At 41.8% G+C, this 20,739-nt stretch carries 25 protein-coding genes; all 25 read right to left on the reverse strand.

The genetic code is table 11. The features are described 5' to 3' along the window. Positions 1-113: 113 nt before the first annotated feature. Positions 114-1,004 (reverse strand): permease-like cell division protein FtsX, encoded by an 891-nt coding sequence (gene ftsX, locus P3L57_RS17490; protein ID WP_044160364.1) that lies wholly within the window; start codon positions 1,002-1,004, stop codon positions 114-116. Further along, on the reverse strand, positions 997-1,683 hold the full coding sequence (gene ftsE / locus P3L57_RS17495) for a cell division ATP-binding protein FtsE (RefSeq protein WP_010332047.1): 687 nt from the start codon (positions 1,681-1,683) through the stop codon (positions 997-999). The genes ftsX and ftsE overlap by 8 nt, the downstream gene beginning before the upstream one ends. Before the next feature lie 232 nt (positions 1,684-1,915). After that, entirely contained in the window at positions 1,916-2,254 is a 339-nt protein-coding gene (gene cccB, locus P3L57_RS17500; RefSeq protein WP_024123008.1) for a cytochrome c551, read from the reverse strand. A gap of 48 nt (positions 2,255-2,302) precedes the next feature. After that, on the reverse strand, positions 2,303-3,148 hold the full coding sequence (locus P3L57_RS17505; protein WP_069487008.1) for a YitT family protein: 846 nt from the start codon (positions 3,146-3,148) through the stop codon (positions 2,303-2,305). Positions 3,149-3,319: 171 nt separating this feature from the next. Continuing rightward, a protein-coding gene (gene prfB / locus P3L57_RS17510) for a peptide chain release factor 2 (protein WP_099043490.1) occupies positions 3,320-4,421 on the reverse strand; the annotation gives its coding sequence in 2 pieces (ribosomal slippage) (positions 3,320-4,348 and positions 4,350-4,421; 1,101 coding nt in all). 67 nt (positions 4,422-4,488) lie between these two features. Beyond that, entirely contained in the window at positions 4,489-7,014 is a 2,526-nt protein-coding gene (secA, locus tag P3L57_RS17515; protein ID WP_044159435.1) for a preprotein translocase subunit SecA, read from the reverse strand. Between the two features lie 168 nt (positions 7,015-7,182). Further along, positions 7,183-7,752, reverse strand: a complete 570-nt coding sequence (gene hpf / locus P3L57_RS17520; protein WP_044159437.1) for a ribosome hibernation promotion factor — start codon at positions 7,750-7,752, stop codon at positions 7,183-7,185. Positions 7,753-7,943: 191 nt separating this feature from the next. Next, positions 7,944-8,321 (reverse strand): DUF8042 domain-containing protein, encoded by a 378-nt coding sequence (locus tag P3L57_RS17525; protein ID WP_024123013.1) that lies wholly within the window; start codon positions 8,319-8,321, stop codon positions 7,944-7,946. A 9-nt stretch (positions 8,322-8,330) separates the two neighbouring features. Further along, positions 8,331-8,672 (reverse strand): flagellar protein FliT, encoded by a 342-nt coding sequence (fliT, locus tag P3L57_RS17530; protein WP_044159439.1) that lies wholly within the window; start codon positions 8,670-8,672, stop codon positions 8,331-8,333. Beyond that, positions 8,669-9,070: a flagellar export chaperone FliS gene (fliS, locus tag P3L57_RS17535; protein ID WP_044159442.1), complete on the reverse strand. Its 402-nt coding sequence runs from the start codon at positions 9,068-9,070 to the stop codon at positions 8,669-8,671. Before fliS ends, fliT begins: the two co-directional genes overlap by 4 nt. A 21-nt stretch (positions 9,071-9,091) precedes the next feature. After that, positions 9,092-10,588, reverse strand: a complete 1,497-nt coding sequence (locus tag P3L57_RS17540; protein WP_044159443.1) for a flagellar hook-associated protein 2 — start codon at positions 10,586-10,588, stop codon at positions 9,092-9,094. A 17-nt stretch (positions 10,589-10,605) separates the two neighbouring features. Beyond that, positions 10,606-10,935, reverse strand: a complete 330-nt coding sequence (gene flaG / locus P3L57_RS17545; protein ID WP_044159446.1) for a flagellar protein FlaG — start codon at positions 10,933-10,935, stop codon at positions 10,606-10,608. A gap of 229 nt (positions 10,936-11,164) precedes the next feature. Further along, positions 11,165-12,082 (reverse strand): flagellin Hag, encoded by a 918-nt coding sequence (hag, locus tag P3L57_RS17550; protein ID WP_069486851.1) that lies wholly within the window; start codon positions 12,080-12,082, stop codon positions 11,165-11,167. A 145-nt stretch (positions 12,083-12,227) separates the two neighbouring features. Next, a complete protein-coding gene (gene csrA, locus P3L57_RS17555) occupies positions 12,228-12,452 on the reverse strand; it encodes a carbon storage regulator CsrA (protein ID WP_010332059.1) in 225 nt (74 codons plus the stop codon). After that, positions 12,446-12,877 (reverse strand): flagellar assembly protein FliW, encoded by a 432-nt coding sequence (gene fliW / locus P3L57_RS17560; RefSeq protein ID WP_024123020.1) that lies wholly within the window; start codon positions 12,875-12,877, stop codon positions 12,446-12,448. The genes csrA and fliW overlap by 7 nt, the downstream gene beginning before the upstream one ends. A 20-nt stretch (positions 12,878-12,897) precedes the next feature. Continuing rightward, a complete protein-coding gene (locus P3L57_RS17565) occupies positions 12,898-13,473 on the reverse strand; it encodes a DUF6470 family protein (protein WP_044159452.1) in 576 nt (191 codons plus the stop codon). Between the two features lie 46 nt (positions 13,474-13,519). Continuing rightward, on the reverse strand, positions 13,520-14,416 hold the full coding sequence (gene flgL, locus P3L57_RS17570) for a flagellar hook-associated protein FlgL (protein WP_044159454.1): 897 nt from the start codon (positions 14,414-14,416) through the stop codon (positions 13,520-13,522). Positions 14,417-14,425: 9 nt separating this feature from the next. Beyond that, positions 14,426-15,949, reverse strand: a complete 1,524-nt coding sequence (gene flgK, locus P3L57_RS17575) for a flagellar hook-associated protein FlgK (RefSeq protein ID WP_044159457.1) — start codon at positions 15,947-15,949, stop codon at positions 14,426-14,428. Between the two features lie 18 nt (positions 15,950-15,967). Then, the gene (gene flgN, locus P3L57_RS17580) at positions 15,968-16,450 is read right to left on the reverse strand and encodes a flagellar protein FlgN (protein WP_010332064.1); all 483 of its coding nucleotides are present in this window, start codon (positions 16,448-16,450) and stop codon (positions 15,968-15,970) included. A gap of 14 nt (positions 16,451-16,464) precedes the next feature. Then, positions 16,465-16,731, reverse strand: coding sequence for a flagellar biosynthesis anti-sigma factor FlgM (flgM, locus tag P3L57_RS17585; protein ID WP_044159458.1), 267 nt, complete (start codon positions 16,729-16,731; stop codon positions 16,465-16,467). A 79-nt stretch (positions 16,732-16,810) separates the two neighbouring features. Next, entirely contained in the window at positions 16,811-17,230 is a 420-nt protein-coding gene (locus tag P3L57_RS17590) for a TIGR03826 family flagellar region protein (RefSeq protein ID WP_024123026.1), read from the reverse strand. Between the two features lie 73 nt (positions 17,231-17,303). Further along, a complete protein-coding gene (locus tag P3L57_RS17595) occupies positions 17,304-18,026 on the reverse strand; it encodes an amidophosphoribosyltransferase (protein WP_044159461.1) in 723 nt (240 codons plus the stop codon). Then, positions 17,990-18,286 (reverse strand): late competence protein ComFB, encoded by a 297-nt coding sequence (comFB, locus tag P3L57_RS17600; RefSeq protein WP_069486850.1) that lies wholly within the window; start codon positions 18,284-18,286, stop codon positions 17,990-17,992. Before comFB ends, P3L57_RS17595 begins: the two co-directional genes overlap by 37 nt. Positions 18,287-18,342: 56 nt before the next feature. Further along, positions 18,343-19,737 carry an ATP-dependent helicase ComFA gene (comFA, locus tag P3L57_RS17605; RefSeq protein ID WP_069486849.1) on the reverse strand — a complete coding sequence of 465 codons (1,395 nt, stop codon included), beginning with the start codon at positions 19,735-19,737 and terminating at the stop codon, positions 18,343-18,345. A gap of 106 nt (positions 19,738-19,843) precedes the next feature. After that, positions 19,844-20,689 carry a DegV family protein gene (locus P3L57_RS17610; protein ID WP_059335045.1) on the reverse strand — a complete coding sequence of 282 codons (846 nt, stop codon included), beginning with the start codon at positions 20,687-20,689 and terminating at the stop codon, positions 19,844-19,846. Between the last annotated feature and the right edge of the window lie 50 nt (positions 20,690-20,739).

Raw genomic sequence — 20,739 nt, forward strand, 5'->3', positions numbered from 1 at the left:
TTTGCAAAACCTAGAGATAGTATATGTAAAGGATGGAGATTTCATGTAATCATAGAAGAAAAAGAAGGCAAAAGAAAAAAGCCGCCCCGCAATCGGGATGACTTTTCTTATGTTTATACCCGCAAAAACTTGCGGATGGAAGTCAGGCTTCCCCATACTCCAATCACTGCGCCGATCGCAATTAATACAAGCGAGACTTGGAATACAAACGGATTATATGGAAGAAGAGAGACAAATGATCCTTGAACCTTCGGAACGACCCATCCGATAACATATTGATAAGTGCTCAATACAAGCGCGATCGGAATGACTGAACCGAATACACCGAGCAGCAATCCTTCAAGGAAAAACGGCCAGCGGATAAACCAGTTCGTCGCACCAACAAGCTTCATGATTTCAATTTCTTTTCTTCTTGCAAAAATCGTAATTTTGATGGTGTTGGAAATTAAGAACATCGCCGTAAACAATAAGCCGATAATTAACGCGATTCCGATGTTGCGGGAAACGCCGACCACTTTAAACAAACGGCTGACCTCTTCTTTTCCGTAAGTAACTTTATAAACGTGATCCATTTTTTCTATCTTTTTCGCGACACTTGGCGTATCATGCGGATCGGTCGTTTTCACGACAAATGCATCATTCAGCGGGTTTTCCTGATCCTGCATCGTCAGGGATTTTCCGCTGTCTCCAAAACTGTCAACTAACTGGTCAAGCTCTTTTTCTTTAGATGAAAAAGTGACACTTTGAATGCCTTTCAGGTCTTTTATCTCGTTCTGCAGCTTGTCCTGTGCCTTCTTATCTGCAGTCAGATCAACCAATACCTTGATTTCGACTTCTTTTTCAGCATTCGTAGCCATGTTATTCAAATTCAGCATAATCACTAAAAACACGCCGACTAAAATCAGCGTAACGGTTACTGCACTAATGGATGCAAACGTCATCCATGTGTTTCTCCCGAGAGATTTAAAACTCTCACGCAAATGGCGCCCGAGAATTTTAATCATAAGAACCATACTCCCCTCTTGACTCATCACGCACAATGATACCATCTTCGATTGCAATGACACGTTTCTTAATGGTGTTTACGATTTCTTTATTATGTGTCGCCATTACGACTGTTGTTCCGCGGTTATTAATCTCCTCCAGCGTCTTCATGACTTCCCAAGACGTATCCGGATCAAGGTTTCCCGTAGGTTCATCTGCAATGACAACATCAGGGCTGTTCACAATTGATCTGGCTATAGAGACACGCTGCTGCTCCCCGCCTGAAAGCTGGTCAGGGAATTGTCTCGCTTTATGCTTCAGCTGCACCAAATCAAGCACTTCAAGCACCCGTTTTTTAATGACAGACGGCTGTTCTCCAATTACTTCAAGGGCAAAAGCCACATTCTCAAACACAGTAAGTTTCGGAAGAAGCTTGAAGTCCTGGAAGACTACACCTATTTTACGCCGCACGAAAGGAATCTCTTTTTCTTTAACCGATGCGAGATCTTTATGATTGAGTAAAATTTGCCCTTTTGTCGGCTTTTCTTCTCTGTATATCATTTTAATAAAAGTAGATTTACCCGCTCCACTCGGTCCGACAACATAAACAAACTCTCCGGGATGAATGGTAACTGAAATCCCGTTAAGCGCCTTTACACCGTTCGGATAGGCTTTGTATACTTCTTTCATCTCTATCATGAAATCACCTAATCTTTTATATCATTTTATGTCGCACGGTCATACTCTTCGAAAGCATTCGACAGTTTATGACCCATTCATTTGTAAAAAGATGAAAAATCTGAAAGTTTGATTTTCAACACACTTCATTATACGTCAAATTTAGACATAATACTATTACAGTTTCTTTTCATTCATCATTATTTCGGCATAAAAAAATCCTTGCCTGAATCGCGGCAAAGATTTTCTCCTCTTACTTTTTCTCTGACAGCCATTTGGCAATTGAAGCGGCTTCCTTATCATCTACAAGCCCCTTCGGCATATTGCCCCGTCCGTTTTTAATAATGCTTTCAATTTTTTCTTCGTCGTATTTGCCTCCAACTTCTTGGAGATTAGGTCCTGACACACCTTCTAAATCCTTGCCGTGGCAGCCTACACAGCTCTGCTGATATAATTCTTCCCCTTCAGACGCAGAGGCTTCTGTTTTGCTGCCGTTGTCTGTCTTCTCTTCTTTTGCATCGTTAGAACCGCAGGCAGCCAGCAGGGCAGAAATGGCAAATACAAGCATCAGTATCGATAGTTTTGATTTCATGTTGAGAAGCACAACTCCTTTACGATCTCTTCCATATTATAACCTCGTTTAAGCGCGTTTGAAACCCTCGCCCAGCACCTCGCTTGCATCTGCTACAATCACAAAAGCAGTCTCATCAATCTGTTTGACGATTTGTTTCAATTTCGTGAATTCAGTTTGGCCAACCACGCACATTAAAATCGGTCGTTCATCGTCAGTATATCCGCCGACTGCAGAAATTTTCGTAACGCCTCTGTCAATTTTTTTAAAAACAGCTTCCTTCACGGCCTGTTCCTGTTTTGTAATGATAAGCGCCATTTTAGAGCGGTTGAAGCCCACTTGGACGACATCAATGGTTTTGCTTGATACATACACCCCAAGCATGGCATACAGTCCCTGCTCTATATTAAATACGATCATCGCCGTAACAACAATCAAACCGTCAATGATCGCGAGACACGTCCCTAATGAGAGACCTGTGTACTTATGAATGATTTGAGCCGCTAATGCCGTTCCCCCGGTCGATCCTTTGCCTAAGTACACAATGCCGATTCCAATCCCGATGCCGACGCCGCCAAAAATCGCCGCCAGAAGCTCATGATGTGTAGCAGGCTGAATGTCTCTCGTCAAAAACACGACAAGCGGCAAAAAGACAGAACCCGCGAGTGTCTTGAGTCCAAATTTACCGCCAAGCAAAATGATACCGGCAATAAATAAGGGAATATTAATGATCCACTGCACATAGGCCGCTTCAAAACCATATGACTGTAAAATGGTACTGATCCCGCTGACACCGCCTGCGGCTATTTTGTTAGGAAGCAGAAAGACATTAAAGGACACTGCTGTAATTGCTGCCCCTATCAGTATGTATACATAATCCCTTATAACCCGAAAACTTTTATTCCGTACATCCATCATTACAACCTTCCTCCGTTTCTTCCTATGCTCTCCGATAGCATTTTAATCCTTCCCTGATTAGATGTAAATAACACCCAAATAAAGTGGTAATATGCTAAAGCAGCAGTGAAAGCAAGGATATGCAGGCAATAAAAAAACACACCTGTAGACACCAGGTGTGTTTCCCGCTTATGAAAGTTTAGAACGAAGGTATGCGTCAATAAATACGTCAATATCTCCGTCCATTACGGCTTGAACGTTACCCATTTCTGTATTGGTCCGATGGTCTTTTACCATGGAATACGGATGGAAAACGTAAGAGCGGATTTGGCTTCCCCAGCCGATCTCTTTTTGCTCACCGCGAATTTCATCCAGCTCGGCCTGCTGTTCTTCAATTCTGCGCTGATACAGCTTCGCCTTCAGCATTTTCATCGCTCTTTCACGGTTTTTAATTTGTGAACGTTCTGTTTGACATGTCACAACCACGTTTGTCGGCAAGTGGGTAATCCGAACAGCTGAGTCTGTCGTGTTGACGTGCTGTCCGCCTGCTCCGCTTGCACGGTACGTATCAACTTTAATGTCCTCCGTACGGATATCAATATCGATCTCATCGTTGAATTCAGGCATAACTTCACAAGATACGAATGAAGTGTGACGGCGGCCTGATGAATCAAACGGAGAAATCCGCACGAGACGGTGGACGCCTTTTTCCGCCTTGATATACCCATAAGCGTTGTGCCCTTTAATCAGTAATGTGACTGACTTAATACCGGCTTCATCACCAGGAAGGTAATCGAGCGTTTCCACTTTAAAGCCGCGGCGCTCAGCCCATCTGGTGTACATTCTGAGAAGCATAGAGCCCCAATCCTGTGACTCAGTGCCGCCCGCACCCGGATGCAGCTCCAAAATAGCGTTGTTTTTATCATAAGGCTCACTGAGAAGAAGCTGAAGCTCAAACTCATTGAACTCCTTCGTTAATGCCTTTAGCTCTTTTTCAAGCTCAAGCTGAAGATCTTGATCCGGCTCTTCTTTCAGAAGGTCATGAGTCATTTGCAGTTCTTCATGGGATTCATTCAATTTTTTATAGGAATTGACATAATCCTTTAAACCATTTGCTTCATTGATGACCGTTTGAGCTTTCTGCTGATCATTCCAGAATTCCGGATCAGCCATTTGCTCATCTAGCTCAGCAATGCGGGTCTCCTTTGATTCGAGGTCAAAGAGACCCCCTAAAGTCCGCTAAACGAGAAGCCATATTTTCGAGCTCAACTCTGATTTCTGATAATTCCATTCTATTCACCTCATTAAAAGATCCGCGGGCGCTCAAGGCGCCGCGGTCACAAACTTGCCCGAACGAACTATTCAGTCCGGCCGCAGCAATTTTTATATTTTTTTCCGCTTCCGCAGTGGCATGGCGCATTTCGGCCGATATCAACCACTTTACGAACCGGCGCTTTCTTTGCTTTTTTGTTTTCATCGTCTTCTTGCGGCTGATGAGCCGTGGTTTGGCCTTGTACAACCTCTTCACGCTCCAGATTATTTTCAATCTCAGCCTTCATCACAAATTTGGCAACCTCGTCCTCGATGGATTCAATCATATGCTCAAACATCGCAAAGCCTTCCATTTGATACTCACGCAGCGGATTTGTTTGCGCGTAAGCACGAAGGTGAATCCCTTGGCGAAGCTGATCCATTGCGTCGATATGATCCATCCATTTTGAATCGACGGCGCGAAGCACGATGACTTTCTCAAATTCGCGCATTTGTTCCTCGCCGAATTTTTCCTCTTTGTCATTATATTTGGTCTTGATGCGATCCATAATGAGCTCAAGCATTTCATCCGGCTCTTTGCCGAAGATGTCGCTCTTTTCAAGCGCGCCTTCGTCAAGGTAAGTCGTGTTAACAAGCTCAACAAGACCATCAAGCTTCCACTCCTCAGGAAGCTCTTCTCTTGGTGTATAGGCCGCAATTGCCCGTTCGAGAGAAGATTTGATCATATTTTCTACGATTTCACGCAGGTTTTCAGAGTCAATGACTTCGAAACGCTGCTTATAGATAACCTCACGCTGCTGGCGGAGAACATCATCGTATTGGAGAAGCTGTTTACGTGAATCGAAGTTATTTCCTTCAACGCGTTTTTGAGATGATTCAACCGCGCGGGATACCATTTTGCTTTGAATTGGAGTGGAGTCATCCATACCAAATCGGTCAAGCATTGCCATTGTCCGCTCAGCACCAAATCTTCGCATCAATTCATCTTCCATAGAAAGATAAAATTGCGTGATCCCCGGATCACCCTGACGTCCTGAACGTCCTCGCAGCTGATTGTCAATCCGGCGTGATTCATGGCGTTCCGTTCCGACAACGGCTAGTCCGCCAAGCTCTTTTACTCCTTCGCCAAGCTTAATGTCTGTTCCGCGCCCCGCCATGTTTGTCGCAATCGTCACAGCGCCTTTTTGACCGGCCTCTTCAATGATTTGCGCTTCACGTTCATGGTTTTTGGCGTTTAATACCTGATGCGGGATACCCTTGTTTTTGAGCAGCTTTGAAATCAATTCAGACGTTTCAACCGCAACTGTACCGACAAGAACGGGCTGTCCTGTCATATATCGCTGGGCAACATCTTCTGCAACGGCCTTAAACTTCCCTTCCATTGAACGGTAAATTAAATCCGGACGGTCATCACGAACAACCGGCTGGTTTGTCGGAATCGTCACAACCTGCATGTTGTAGATGTTACGGAATTCCTCTTCCTCTGTTTTAGCCGTACCCGTCATACCGGCCAGCTTTTCATACATCCGGAAGTAGTTCTGGAACGTAATCGTCGCCAAGGTCATGCTCTCATTTTGAATTTCAAGCCCTTCCTTCGCTTCGATCGCCTGGTGAAGCCCTTCGCTGTAGCGGCGGCCTTTCATTAAACGACCCGTGAAAGAGTCAACGATAACAACCTGACCGTCTTCTACTACGTAATCAACGTCCTTCTGCATGGCAACGTGCGCTTTTAAGGACTGGTTGATATGGTGGTTGAGCGCCACATTTTTCACATCAAACAGGTTGTCGATGCCGAACGCTTTTTCAGCCTTTGTCATTCCTTCTTCTGTGAGCTGTACACCTTTTGTTTTTACATCATACGTATAGTCCTTCTCTGCTTTTAACGTGCGTACAAAAGCATTTGCCTGTACGTACAGTTTTGTCGATTTTGCAGCTTGTCCTGAAATGATAAGCGGTGTTCTCGCTTCATCAATCAAAATAGAGTCGACTTCATCAATTACCGCAAAATGAAGCGGACGCTGCACCATTTGCTCTTTATAAAGAACCATGTTGTCTCGCAAATAATCGAAACCGAGCTCGTTATTTGTAGAATAAGTGATGTCAGCCGCATAAGCTTCCCGTTTTTCATCTTTCGACATTGAGTTCAAATTCAGTCCTACAGTTAAGCCAAGAAACTCAAAAATTTTCCCCATTTGCTCTGCGTCACGGCTCGCCAAGTATTCATTGACTGTCACGACGTGCACGCCTTTTCCAGATAAGGCATTTAAATAAACAGGCAGAGTAGACGTTAATGTTTTACCTTCCCCTGTTTTCATCTCCGCGATATTTCCGTCATGAAGAGCCACGCCCCCCATAAGCTGGACTTTAAACGGGAACATGCCGGTTACGCGGCGGGAAGCTTCCCGAACCACTGCGAATGCTTCAACAAGTAGATCATCAGTTGTCGCCCCTTTTTCAAGGCGCTCTTTAAATTCAATTGTTTTATGTTTCAGCGCATCATCCGAGAGATTTTCATAGTCTCCCCGAATCGCATCAATATCGTTAGCTATTTTTTCGTATCTATTCAGCGTACGTTTTGTTGGATCAAACATTTTATTTAAAATTCCAAGCATTTATAACGCTCCTCTATCATCACATGCCTGTTTGACAAGCATGTATAAATAATTTACTAGTCCATGTATACCTCTCATTATCATATCATACCTTCTCTTATTTCCAAAGAATTTGCAAATAAGAAAAAACAAAAACCTTCCGCGAAAATCACGGAAGGCTGCTCTTCATTATTCAGTCGGTTCAATCAGGCCATATTTCCCGTCATTTCTGCGGTACACGACGTTTGTAAGGTTTGTTTCCGCATTTGTGAAAACAAAGAAGTTATGGCCGAGCATATTCATTTGCAAGATCGCTTCTTCATTATCCATCGGCTTTAAATTAAAGCGCTTCTGACGGACGATTTCTAAGCTTTCATCTTCTTCTATTTCGTCCTGAACCGCAATATCTGTATCAGAGCCGAGGCCGTTTGCCACTGAAGATTTCGGAAGACCCTGCTCACGGAATTTGCGGTTTACCTTTGTTTTATGCTTACGAATTTGACGTTCCAGCTTGTTTGTAGCGAGATCAATTGCATTGTACATATCCTCGTTATGCACTTCAGACCGAAGCGCCAGATCTGTCATCGGAATCGTAACCTCAACCTTGGACTCCTTGTCATTGTAAAACTTCAAGTTGACGTTCACATCGGCATTTACACTATGCTCAAAATAACGCTCCAGCTTGCCGATCTTCTTCTCGACATGATCCTTTAACGCGGGTGTCACTTCAATATTTTCTCCTCTGATGTTATAGTTCATCAAAGAACGCCTCCCTTTTATTAAGGATATGTATCTATTTCTCCTTTACCCTTTACAATTCCTGCTGAAACGTAAACCTTTTGTGAAAATTCAGTGAACTTTGTCGAATTATGCCGTTTTATGCTGATGTTCCTATGGTTACGGGAGGTATATGTATATGCTGGCAATAAGAAAAAATACCTTACACAACGTCAATTGATCACAAAGGGCTCCATACATCGATGAATGGACAGCATCCATTTCCTATAGTGAATCAGAAAATGTCCTTTTAAATACTCGCAGAATTCATGAGAGGGGAATGAGAAAGAAACCAATTGATCAAATTCTGCAAAAATCTCGTCAAAAGCCTTAACGCATACTTCCGCGCACCGTGTGTTCATCACGAAAAGAAGAGTTGAATGGGTTGAATCCAAATAAAAAAAGGCTTGGATCAGATCTTGGTAGATCCGATCCCCTTCTGTTTTTGATAAATTCTGTTCCGCCTCTATCAAATAGCACAGCCCTTCCTCAATGGTAAAAAGAAGATGATAATAAGCTGATAAAAGCGTATAATCCTCAATGCTCTTCAAGGCACTCACCTATTTACGCTTGTCATAATATCTGCCGTCAATCGTGATGTTGTTATAAGGATTTAAATACGTCGTATGCATCGCACGTTTTCTTTTCACCTGCTGAAGTTCTGCTGCGATTGACTGCTTCAGTCTTTCCATTTCTTTCACAATAAGCTGATCCCATGTCAAGACAAGTTTCATCTGCTTTCGCTCTTCTTCTGAAAGCGGCAGAGCTATCCCCTGAATAAGTTCAGACCGTTTAGACACAAAGTCTTCAATTTGCTTTAAAAGTTCATCGCTTTCCGGTGTATTTTGTATGTGTGACAGCATACTCTCCGTCTCAGTGTATAGCTGATCTATGTTTTTCATGCGATCCCGCCTGATCCGTGCCGGTCCTTTCGTTCACTTTGAATGGCCTGTTTCCAAGCATCGCGAAAATCTGTTATATAGTCTTCAACCTCAGCCAGCATGCTCGTATCATTTTTGATATTTGCCTCTACCAGTCTTCGATACATATAATCGTACATCGCACCCATTGAACCGGAAAGCTCTATGTTGCGGTTAAGCGTACCATTTAATTCCTGAATGATATTTTGCGCTTTAATCAGATTTTCATTTTTACGTTCCATATCATTATTCTCAATGGCCTGAGATGCAAGTTTTATAAATTTCAAACAGCCATTATACAGCATAAGGGTCAGCTCCCCGGGCGTAGCGGTATTCACTGAATTTTGCTGATAAGCTGCATAAGGATTTTGGATCGCCATGTGTCATCCTCCAAATTACATTTATTGTACAAGAAGCTGTGATAAATAGGACGCTTGTTCGTTCATTTTTTGAATCGCAGAATCCATTGCACTGAATTTTGTATAATAGCGGTTTTCTATGGTATTCAATCTGTCCTGCATTTTGGTGATATCAGTGCTGATCGTGTTCAAATTTTTACCGATTGAGTAGTCATTGGTTCCCATTGTCGAGTTGCCGGCTTTTGCTTCAATGCTTTTCACTGTACTTTTCAGTGTTTCACCGATGCGTTTCATAATTCCTTTATCACTATAAGCGCTGCTGTTCGTCCCGTTTGTAAATAAGGCAGCAACACTTTGTGGATCTTCTTGTATTTTTGCTTTCAGTTTGTCTTCATTAATCTCTAAATGTCCCCGCAATTGGTAAGCACTTGAGGTTGTGATGCCAAATTCAGTTAATTGATAGGCTTTCCCATCCGCATTTACTTGAGAATAAAAGTCGGTCCTCATTTGGTTTGTACCGGTGCTGATGCTGGAATCATTTCTCAGCAAACCGCTTTTTGCCTTCTTCTCCCAGAGTTCTACCTCTTTATCAGACATTGCTTCTTTTTGTTCACTCGTCAGCGGAGTATAGTCTCTGTATTTTTCTTCCTGAAGCTTTTCATTCAGGCTGTCAACCAATTCATTGTATTTATCTACAAACTCTTTAATTTGGTTATAAATCCCGTCAACATCAGTAGAAACAGATGTGGTAACAGGGCCTGTGGCTGCAGTTGTATTTTTGATCGAGTAGGTAACGCCATTAACCGTAAAGTTGTTTGTCAGCTTCTCCATTTCAAAGCCATTAATTGTGACCTTTGCATTTGTTCCTTCTTTGTAAGCAGTGAGCTTATTATCAGCGTCTAAAGAAAAACCAAGCTGACCGGACATAAAGTCGGATGTAGCAGAGTCTGCTGCCTGTATGCTGCCTCCTGCACCTGTTGCTTTAGAAGAAAACGCAATCGTTTCTACATACTCTGTACCGTTCCATATTTTGTCTTTAAATGCTGATACTCCTAGATCTGAACTATTAAGTTTAGAAATCACATTATCAATGGTATCGGCGCTCGTCACACTGATGTTCACTGTTTTTGCCGTTGTCTCACCAGGTGCTACAACGTTAAATGCCAAATTATAATCGCCTTGTGTGTATCCCGTATAATTATTTGCCTTATACGTTGCTGCAGTTGCCAAACTCGCTACTTCAACAGTAGAAGACGAATTTGGCGCACTTGCGCTTCCTGTAGCAGTTAACACAGACTCATTGGAGCTGGTCACAGCTTTGCTCTGATACGTGCTCGGATATGTCAACGTATTTTTAGACATATAATCCTGCAATTCTTTTATTTTTGAGTTGACTTCACGATAGCTGTCACGCTGCCATTCAAGCGTCTGCTTTTTTTGTGTCAGCTTATCCAGCGGCGCTCTTTCTGTCTGCATCAGCTTTGATACGATATCATCTATATCCATTCCTGACGCCAGACCTGTTATTCTCGTGACCATTTCAAACCACTCCTCATCTACTTTTTTTCATCTACAAATAACCCAAGAAATTCAGTCATAGCCGCATAAAAATCAAGCCACCGTTTCGGCGGAATTTCGCGGATGACTTCATTTGTAGAGTCCTCTATTACTTTTACATAGTATTCATTTAACTTCTCATGGAGCTCAAACTTCAGGTGAACTTGCGAAGGTTCCAAAAGCTTGTTCATTTCCCCTACCATTTCAGCAAGATTGGTATATGAAACTTGATGAACAGGAACCTCACTCTCATGATCTTTCTTATTATGTATTTGAGTATCATAACGATCCCAAACAGGTTGTAACGTAGTGAGTCTTTCAATGTTCAATTGATCATCCCCTATGTCCCAATCTATCGTTTATATCGACTAAGTCGAGATAAGATTACACATATTTTTGGAAAAAAACTCATCTGTTTTAGAATTCTTGTTTGGAAATACATTTATAAGATAGTGGAGAATTCGATTATTATATCACGGGTTATAGACAGCAAGGGGGAAAGATTTGGAGTTACGGAAATAAAAAAAGACCCGGCAAACGCCAAGGTCTTTTTCAAAATTAACGTAACAATTGAAGTACGTTTTGAGGCTGTTGGTTCGCTTGAGCAAGCATCGCTTGAGAAGCTTGAGAAAGAATGTTGTTCTTTGTGAACTCGCTCATTTCTTTAGCCATGTCAACGTCACGGATACGAGACTCAGCAGCTGTCAGGTTTTCACCAGAAGCGCTTAAGTTGTTGATTGTGTGCTCAAGACGGTTTTGTACCGCACCTAATTTTGAACGTTGAGTAGATACAGTGTTAATAGCGTCATTAACTGCTTTAAGTTGCGCGTCAAAACCTACAGTTGCAGTGTCAGCCGCGTTATCAGCAAATTTTGTTACATCGATATCTGATACTGCTTGTCCTGTGAGAAGTGTTTTACCGTCTGTATCTAAAGCACCAAGTGCTGTAGCTGCCATGCTTTCAATGTTGACAGAAAGTTGTTGACCACTGTTAGCACCAATCTGGAATGTTAGTTTTTTTCCACTAGCTTCTGAGAAATCACCATTCAGAAGTTTTTTACCGTTAAACTCAGTACGGTCAGAGATACCTTTTGAGTCAGTTCCTCCGCCGATTTCTTCAACTAGAGAGCTGATTTCGTCTTGGATAGCGCCAAGATCTGTTGAGTCTTGAGTACCTGTGTTACCTGCTTGAACAACTAGCTCACGAACACGTTGAAGAATAGAGTGAGTTTCAGTCAATGCACCCTCAGCTGTTTGGATAAGAGAAATTCCGTCTTGAGAGTTTTTAGAAGCCATTTCTAAACCTCTGATTTGTCCTCTCATTTTTTCAGAGATCGCAAGACCTGCTGCGTCATCTCCCGCACGGTTGATGCGAAGACCTGAAGAAAGTTTCTCCATGTTCTTTTGGCTCGCACCGTTGTTTGAAGACAAACGGTTTAATGTGTTAAGTGCTGCGATATTGTGGTTAATTCTCATTGTTTTGTTCCTCCCTGAATATGTTGTTAAGGCACGTCCTTGTGCCTTGTTTTTTGTAACTGGCGAAGTGTTTGCGTCTCCTCCCGGCTACATCATTAATATCGGATTGTCTGTGATTTTGTTAATACAAAAATAAAAAAAATCCTCACTTTTTTTGTGAGGATAATGCGGAGATCACATCGCTGGATAACGCTGCCGCACGGTTATTTTCTTCCTGAATGGTCAAGTAAATTTCTTTCCTGTGAATATCAATATGCTTTGGGGCTTCAATTCCAATTTTTACTTGGTCACCCTCAACCGCAATCACTTTTACTTCAATATCAGCACCTATTTGAATCGCTTCGTTTATTTTCCGCGATAAAACTAGCATGATTCTCCTCCAATCGGATGCTTTGTCGTATATGGGGAGTCGTGTAAAACGACTTGCTTAGCCAGCATGTTCTTGCGATTCACAATAATAGGAGCCAATAAATTAGCAGTCGTTTTTTCGAATGGCTCTGCCATGGTCAATAATGTCATGACTTCTACGTCTTCAATATTATCGATATCCAAAAGTTCAGCAGTTGATTCATCAAGGTCAAATTCATAATTCTTAAAAAAGATAAACGGACTTACAACGATGAACGCAAGATTCTCTGAAGTGACGGACTGCAGCGCCACGAATGGAGAGTCTTCTGAAAGCGGAAGAATGACGAACTGTTTTTCTTCTAAAAAGCCCGGAATCCCGTTTTCAAAAAGAATGATTTGTTCTTCTTTTACGTTCATTTGGCCATGGTATTTAGTATGAATGATCATTGTTCACGATCCTTTTCTTTTTACTTTTCGAGTGATTCTTTTAGGTTTTCTACCTCTATATTTAAATCAGGGTATTGGAGCATGTCAACCTTAACATTTCCCGGCGTATATTCAACAATTGGTTTACGCGGTTCAGCCTGAATAACAGGCTTTCGCGGCGTAATCTGAATATCAAGCTGTGATGGGGTATATTGTATTTTCACCCTTGAAAGAGAAGGAGTATAATGTTCTCCTAATTGAATTTGGTGCATCTCAGAGTTCCTCTTTGCTTGTGAAGCGATTGGGTTCCCCTTATTTTCAATTCTCATAAGCTCGTCGCCTTCTTCTGCAGTACGGGCTATGCCTTCCATTACATCCTCATGCCCTTGTTGGGCAGCTTCCTCGATTCTTTTGAATACATGCTTTCTGTCTAATTCTTCCCATGCTTGCGTCTGGTCAATCGTAAGTTTTCCAGGTGTCACCGATATTTCCATTTCCGCGCTTGGCTGTTCAATCTCCAGGTCGGCTTGCGGCTGCTCCATTTTTAAGCTGGCGGGCGTCGTTGTTAAACCAATTTTCCCTTGAACACTATGCATAATCAATCTGGGAATTTGCATCACTCTACCTCCTAAACTATAAAAAAAGCGAACTCCTGAGAGCCGCTTACTTTAAAAAGTCGATTAATGTAGGCTGAACAATTTGCGCATTTACAGCTAAGGTAGCTCTATGTACACTTTGCTGGGCAATAAATTCCGTTATGACTTCTTCCAGTTCTACATCTTCATTGTCAGACAATACTTTTGTAGCTGTTTCTTCTTGAGATGCGAGTCTTGTATTAATCAGTTCAAGACGATTATATCTCGCTCCGAGATCAGATCGCTCTGCGCTCATACCGTCAGAAAATTGACCAATATCATCTAAAACGCTGTCCACATCGTCCAAAGAGCCTGAATTAAGTGCTGTCTCAAATGAATTAAGCATTTCAAACACATTTTGTCCGCTTCCAGAAGTACCGCCAAAGGCTGCCTTCGGATCTGAGTTTACCTTTAATGACATATTATCCGATATATTGACAATAACGTCAGCCGTATCAGAAATCGTATAAGTTCCGTCGCCGTTGTCTTTAACTGGAGGTGTATCTGAATTAGTGCCATTGAAGATATATCTGCCGTTCACTTGTGTATTAGCAATATTTAAGAGCTGTTCTTTTAATTGTTTTACTTCTACACCAATAGCTTGCAATTCTGCTCCACCATTTGTGTCATTCTTAGCTTGAACAGCTAACTCTCTGACCTTTGACATAATGTCAATTCCTTCAGTAATGTTTGTTTCTGTGTTTTCAAGCCAGGTAAAGGCTTGAGAAGCATTACTTTGGTATTGTTGAACTTGAGATAATTGCGTATTATACTTTAAGCTTTTCATAGCTACTACTGGATCATCGGAAGCTTTTGAGATTTTTTTTCCGGAAGAAATCTGTGATTGAAGTTTATCCAGCTTTGAGTAGCTTGAACCGATATATCTCAATGAGTTTTGCTGAATCATCCCTTGTGTTACTCTCATTTGATCTACCTACCTTCCCCCGACACCCATGCCATTAATTACTTTATCAAGTATTTCGTCTTGTAACGTTACCATTCTTGCGGCAGCATTGTATGCGTGTTGGAATTGAATCATATTGGTCATTTCTTCATCTAAAGAAACAGCGCTCATTTGCTGACGGTTTATGTCTGCATCATTCAGCTGTGTTTCTGTATTAGATGCCAGCCGATTCGCCTCTTGAGCTTTGATCCCCAGCTCGCCAATCAGACCTGAATAGTAATCTAGCACACTTGTCTTTTTACCATTAATGGTTATATCACCTGTTAACACATTCGCTAATTTTGTTGCATTTGAATTATCGTTGGCTGCACCAGTCAGTGAGAAAGCAATATTCGCGCCGCTTGAATCTGATATGCTGGCAGCTACTTTAATCTTGCCCGCCGCTCCTTTTGCCGGTTCAGTTTCACCGCCGGTAAAATCAAAAAAGTCCCCGCCTTGTTCGCCGCTCTTAGTCAAACCATTTCGGTGCACCTCATTGAAAGCTTTCGCGAATTCAAGTGCCATATTATCGAGATCTGATAGCATGTCCGGATATGTGCCCTTTTCATCGCCGCCTGCTGATACATACCCGTAAGACTCTATAAATCCTAAAAGAGATCCCTTACTGCTGAATGACTCAGCCTGTAGAGCAGTGTTTCCGATTGAAATACTTGATACTAAACCAGTTTCATTATCATAGTTGGCTGCAAGTTCTGAAACCTCGTAATTTTCACCGTCCAAAACAGTTCCCAGTGACTGTTTATTTTTATCAAGGATTTCAATTGATACGGTTCCTTCAGCAGAAGCAAGTGCATTACCGCCTGATTTGTTATAGCTGACTTTAATATCAACCATTGAGGATAATTTATCGATCAGCAAATCTCGCTGATCATATAAACCATTTGGCAGAAGCCCGACCGGCTCAACTTGAGCTATTTGCTTATTTAAACTGTTTAATTGGGAAAGCACCGAATTGACATCCAACACCGTAGTATCTAGCTCTGCTTTTAAGTTCGATTGAACATTTGTAAGTGATTCGGAAAGATAATTAAACGTTTCTGCTAGAGCTTTTCCTTTTTCAGCGACAACAGAACGCGCACTGTCTTCGTTTGTATTATTCGATAATTCCTGAAGGGAATTCCAAAACGAATTGAGTACACTGTTTAAGCCGCTGCCGTCCGTCTCATTTAAGATGCCTTCCATTTGGGAGAGAGCTTTGGCCTTCGTGTCGTAGTATCCGGCACTATTGTTTTGAAGACGGTATTGGTAGTCAAGAAAGATATCTCTTATTCTCTCAACTGACTTCCCTTGAACGCCCGTTCCCATTTGCCCCGCGGTTTTTTCTGCGTTTTTTGATACAGCAGGGAAGTAGTCAGTTGCCTCCAACGAGACTCGCTGTCTTGTATAACCGTCAGTGTTGGCATTTGCCACGTTATTTGCAGTCGTGCTTAACGCTGCCTGCTGGGCGCTTAACGCCCGCCTTGCAGTTTCAAGCCCCATAAAGGTAGATGTCATATTCTGAATTCCTTTCCGCTAAGCTTTTGAATCGAACAGTTTCAGCCGGCTGCTCTTCGGAAGCTCAGCTTTAATCTGTTTGCTGTAATTAAAGTTATTATCCTTAGGAACCAGCATATCGTACGAAATAGAGATGAATTGCAGCGCGTCTCTTGTCAGCTGTCTATTCAGCTTATTCACTTCTTTTAAACGCCCGAGAACTTTAGTAAGAGATTCGAACAAAAGTTCAAGCTCTTCCTTTTCACTGCCTGAAGTTTTGGCGATACAAGCAGAAATAGTGTTATTTTCGCTGTATCCAAGAAAAGCGGAAGCCGCTTTAATCCGGTCATCTTCGGTCTGTTCGATTGCTTGAATATATTTTTGTTCTTTTGTCAAAATGTTAGAAAGCTCTTTTGTTTTGCCGGCTTTGAGCGCTTCCGTTTTTTCCTCAGACAGCGTGAGCAAATGCTCATGCAGAACGCAAAGTCGCTTCAATTGTTCAATAATTGGCTTTGCTGACATGGCTTTCTCCTTTTTTACTGCTTTTTATAAAAATTAATTATATTTTTTGCAATATGATTTGCGTCTATTTTGTATGACCCGTTTTCAATTTGCGCTTTTAGCTGCGCGATTTTTTCCTGGCGTGAACCAGTGACTGCGTCGGATGCATTTTGCAGCTCTTTAGCCTGCGATGAAATTTCGATTTTATCTTTAGGCTGTGCAGCATTTTTTTGTACTGATTGCTTTTCGTAATTTTTTTGGTATGGATTAACGGATTGTGTTCCAAATTGATTGATTTTCATAGGATTCCTCTCGCTTTCCGTTGCAGTCTTTAAACAATCTAACCCTTTTATCGACTGCGTTTTCAGTTAGTTTAGGGAATCAGCTGTTTTTGGTATTATAGGCATAGTATGTGTCTTTTTTACTATTTTCCCGTTCTGTTTTCAATGCGGATTCTTGGTTCAGATGATCTATTTGATCCTTTATATCGGACTGGCAAGCCTTGCAGAACTTGCCTTCCCTAATCGATGTCCCGCACCTTTCACAAGGGTATGCCAAGTTCGGCAGATGAGTGATTTGGATTCGCTTTTGCCTGATGAATTTTAAAATCAGCTCTTCCTCCACACCTGTTTCCTCAGTTATGCGGCTCAGTGTTGATTGCCTGTTTTCTTGTTTCCTTAAAAATTTATATACAGTCTCAAATGATTTTTCTTCTTCCTTAATACACGCCTGACACACGGTTTGCAGCTTTGTTTTTAAAAATAAAGCATTGCATTTCGGACAATTCGCCAGTTCACCCATCATGTTTACTCCTTATTCATTAATATGCCTGCAGTAATTTCTAGACATTATATCGGCACAAAAATTGAATCATTTAGCTTCTCACTAAGGTAAAAGATGACACAGAACCAGCTTTGCCTTTCTCCAATAAACAGCGGGCAGCATAGTGCAAAGTGGCGCCCGTAGTATAAAGATCGTCGATTAAAACGATATCCATACCCTCAACCGAGCTGTTTTTTGTTTTAAAAACATGCTCTGAAAGCAGGCGCTCCGTTTTCTTTTTCTTAGACTGCTTTTCATTATTCAGGCGGATGAGAGGATTGATGATGGGCCTGTTTAAGCATTCAGCAAGCATTTGTGACTGGTTAAAGCCGCGTTCTGCTTTCCGTTCTTCGCTTAACGGAATTGGAACGAGCACAAGGCGTTTATCTGGATAGACAGCAGAGAATTCTGAGGAAAAGTCATTTTTAAAAGCGCTTATTATTGCTGCATCTCCCCTGAATTTCATTCGGGCGAGCGTTTCTTTCATCATGTCATTATATAAGTAAACAGAACGGTTTTGACTGAGCCTTAAGCCGTCATCTATTCTTGATTTCCATGCCTCGCAATCCGCGCACACTTCATGAGCGGTTTGAGGCCTGCCGCAAAGCGGACAGATGGCCCCTTTGATGATCTGTAATTTGTTTCTGCAGGACTGACAGACCCTGTCGTCAGGTTTTAATAAGAATAGTGAGCACCATGAAACAGCTTGAGAAAATTGTGAATCACATAATAGACAGATCAGTTTTTTAGAGCCTCCTCCTGTCTCGTTTCGCATTGATCACTCGGTTTCTCCGATACCACAGCAGCTGATTCAGCCAAAATCACAAGCATAGCCGTGTTTTTCTGTTTATCTACCAACTCAGCTTTCGTATATGCAATCTTTTTTAAATCAGTGACGTAAGCTGGTCTTACTTGGTTTAAAGAAAGTGCAAGTACATCATTTTTGCATACTTGGCAAGTGCAGGTCATATGAAGCTGATCCATATATCGGTCAAGAAGTTCTTCCATCATGATTTCTTTTGAATTGACAAGCATTTTTACAGCTCCTCATTAGTTATATGAGTATACTGTATCATGTTTTTTAATATTAACTAGTCTATCAATTTATTTTTTAGAGCCAATTCATTCATTATTTTTATATGCTTTCTTGCCTCTATCATACTCTTTGTTTTTCCGAAGTGAAAATAAATGACATCGCCGTCTGCATGTTCTTTATGCCGTCCTGTCCTTCCCGCGATTTGCACAAGCGCGCTTTCCGTAAAGATGGGCGATTCTGCCCCTAAGATGCCTGCTTGGACCATAGGAACTGTGACACCTCTTTCCAATATTGTTGTTGTGATTAACAGATCAAACTGACCGTCTCGAAATTGCTGCACTTTTTCTTTTCTGAGCTTATCTTCCGCATGTACAGCCGCTGTTCGATAATTCATATCTTTAAAACAAGAAGCAGCCTTTTCCAAAACAGAAATGGAAGGAACAAATAAAAAAACGGGCCTTCCTTCTTTCACATGCTGTTCTATCCATCTTTTTACCGCATTTGGGATTTTGTTTCGGGTTAATTTCTTTTTCCAGTTTCCGCACCACTGAAAACGCGGTTCAGGCAATGGTTTCCGATGGTATCTGGCCGGTATGCGAACGGATTTTAACTCACCTTTATATGTTTTTCTTTTTAATTCTTTAGGAGGTGTTGCGCTTAGATAAACAAGAGTGCTGTTTTTCTTTCTCGCTTTTTGAACAGCGAATTGAAGAGTATGATCAGCGGAATATGGAAAAGCATCCACTTCATCAACGATCATGACGTCGAATGCGTCTTTATAGCGCAAAAGCTGATGGGTTGTGGAAATCATAAGCGGAGATAAACGCCCTTTGTCATCACTTCCTCCGTATAGAGCTGAAATATCAACACCCTGAAATGCAGCCTTCAGTCTCGGAGCAAGCTCTAATACAACATCGGTGCGCGGGGTTGCAATACAAACACGCAGTCTTAAATTCAATGCCAATTCTATACCCGGGAATAATAATTCAGTTTTACCTGCGCCGCAAACAGCCCAAATAAGGAGCTCTTCTTGCTTCGAAATTGCTTCAATTAAGACATCAGCGGCCTTTTGCTGTCCGCTTGAAAGCTTTCCATCCCAAGTCAGTTTTATAGGCTTCCAGTTTGCCTCTGCCTCCTTGCACCACGAATATAAAGAAACATCCTCACTCACTCTGCCCATCATGACACAAGAGCGGCAGTATACTTTATCTTCTCCTGATGAATGATACGAAGAAAAATACTGTTGATCATTTTGACCGCATCTATTGCATCTATATCCCCATTTATTTTTTGATATAGACACCTCGGCAGATATATAACCATGCTCGATATGCCAATTAATGATCTCGTCAGAAAATGGGATTTCTGTTCTCAGCAGATGACGGCCCTGAAGCTGCTGCTGCAGTTCTTTAGAGAATAGGCTGTTCGATTCTGATGTCTTAGTCTGCATAGTACGGCCTCCTTGCGAGATATTATGCCGGAATGAAAATATTCTGTCTAACAGCTAAAAAAAGAATATAAAAAAATCTCCGCTTCTAAAACGGAGATTTCATCATTTATTTAAAACACCAGCAGACTCCTATTGCACCTTCACCAAGATGAGTGCCTATAACCGCACCAAAGTAACTGTTATAAAATTCAACATGCGGATATTTTGCAGAGAGCTCTTCAATAATACTCGATGCTTCTTCTTCTCGATTAGCGTGAATAACGGCAGCTTTCATCGGCATGCCCTTACTCGCGTCTTCATCTAAAAGCTCGTAAATCCGCGAAATTGCTTTTTTGCGTGTGCGGATCTTCTCAAAAGGCACAATTACCTTATTGTCAAAATGAAGAATAGGCTTTACCTTGAGAAGACTCCCAATAAAGGCTTGAGCACTGCTTAATCGTCCGCCTCGCTGAAGATGTGTTAAATCATCCACCATAAAATATGCCCGAACGTTTTTTTTCATTTCTTCCAGTTCTTTTATAATATCTTCCGGCGATGACACTCCATTTCTGATCAATTCAGCTGCTTTCAGAGCATAAAAACCTTGAGCCAGACAGCTGATTTCTGAGTCAAACGGGTATACTTCAATATTATCGACCATTGTATTCGCTGCAGCTGCACTGCTGAATGTCCCGCTAATTCCGCTAGAAAGATGAATACTGATCACCGCATCATATGTCTTGCCGAGCTCTTCATACAAAGCAACCAGCTCGCCGATCGCAGGCTGAGAAGTGGATGGAAGCTCTGTATGCTTTTTCACTTCTTGGTAAAAGCTTCTCCAGTCCATTTCTGTTTCTTCATGATATGTTTCATCCCCAAAAACAACCTGGAGAGGAATCATGTGTATATGATTTTGTTCACGCATTTCTTTGGGAATATATGCCGTACTATCTGTTACTACTGCAATATTCATAGCTTCGTTACCTGCCTTATCACTTTATGACTCTATTGTAAGGGAAACAG

Origin of the sequence: Bacillus sp. B28, assembly GCF_029536185.1 — a bacterium.
Classification (GTDB): domain Bacteria; phylum Bacillota; class Bacilli; order Bacillales; family Bacillaceae; genus Bacillus; species Bacillus halotolerans.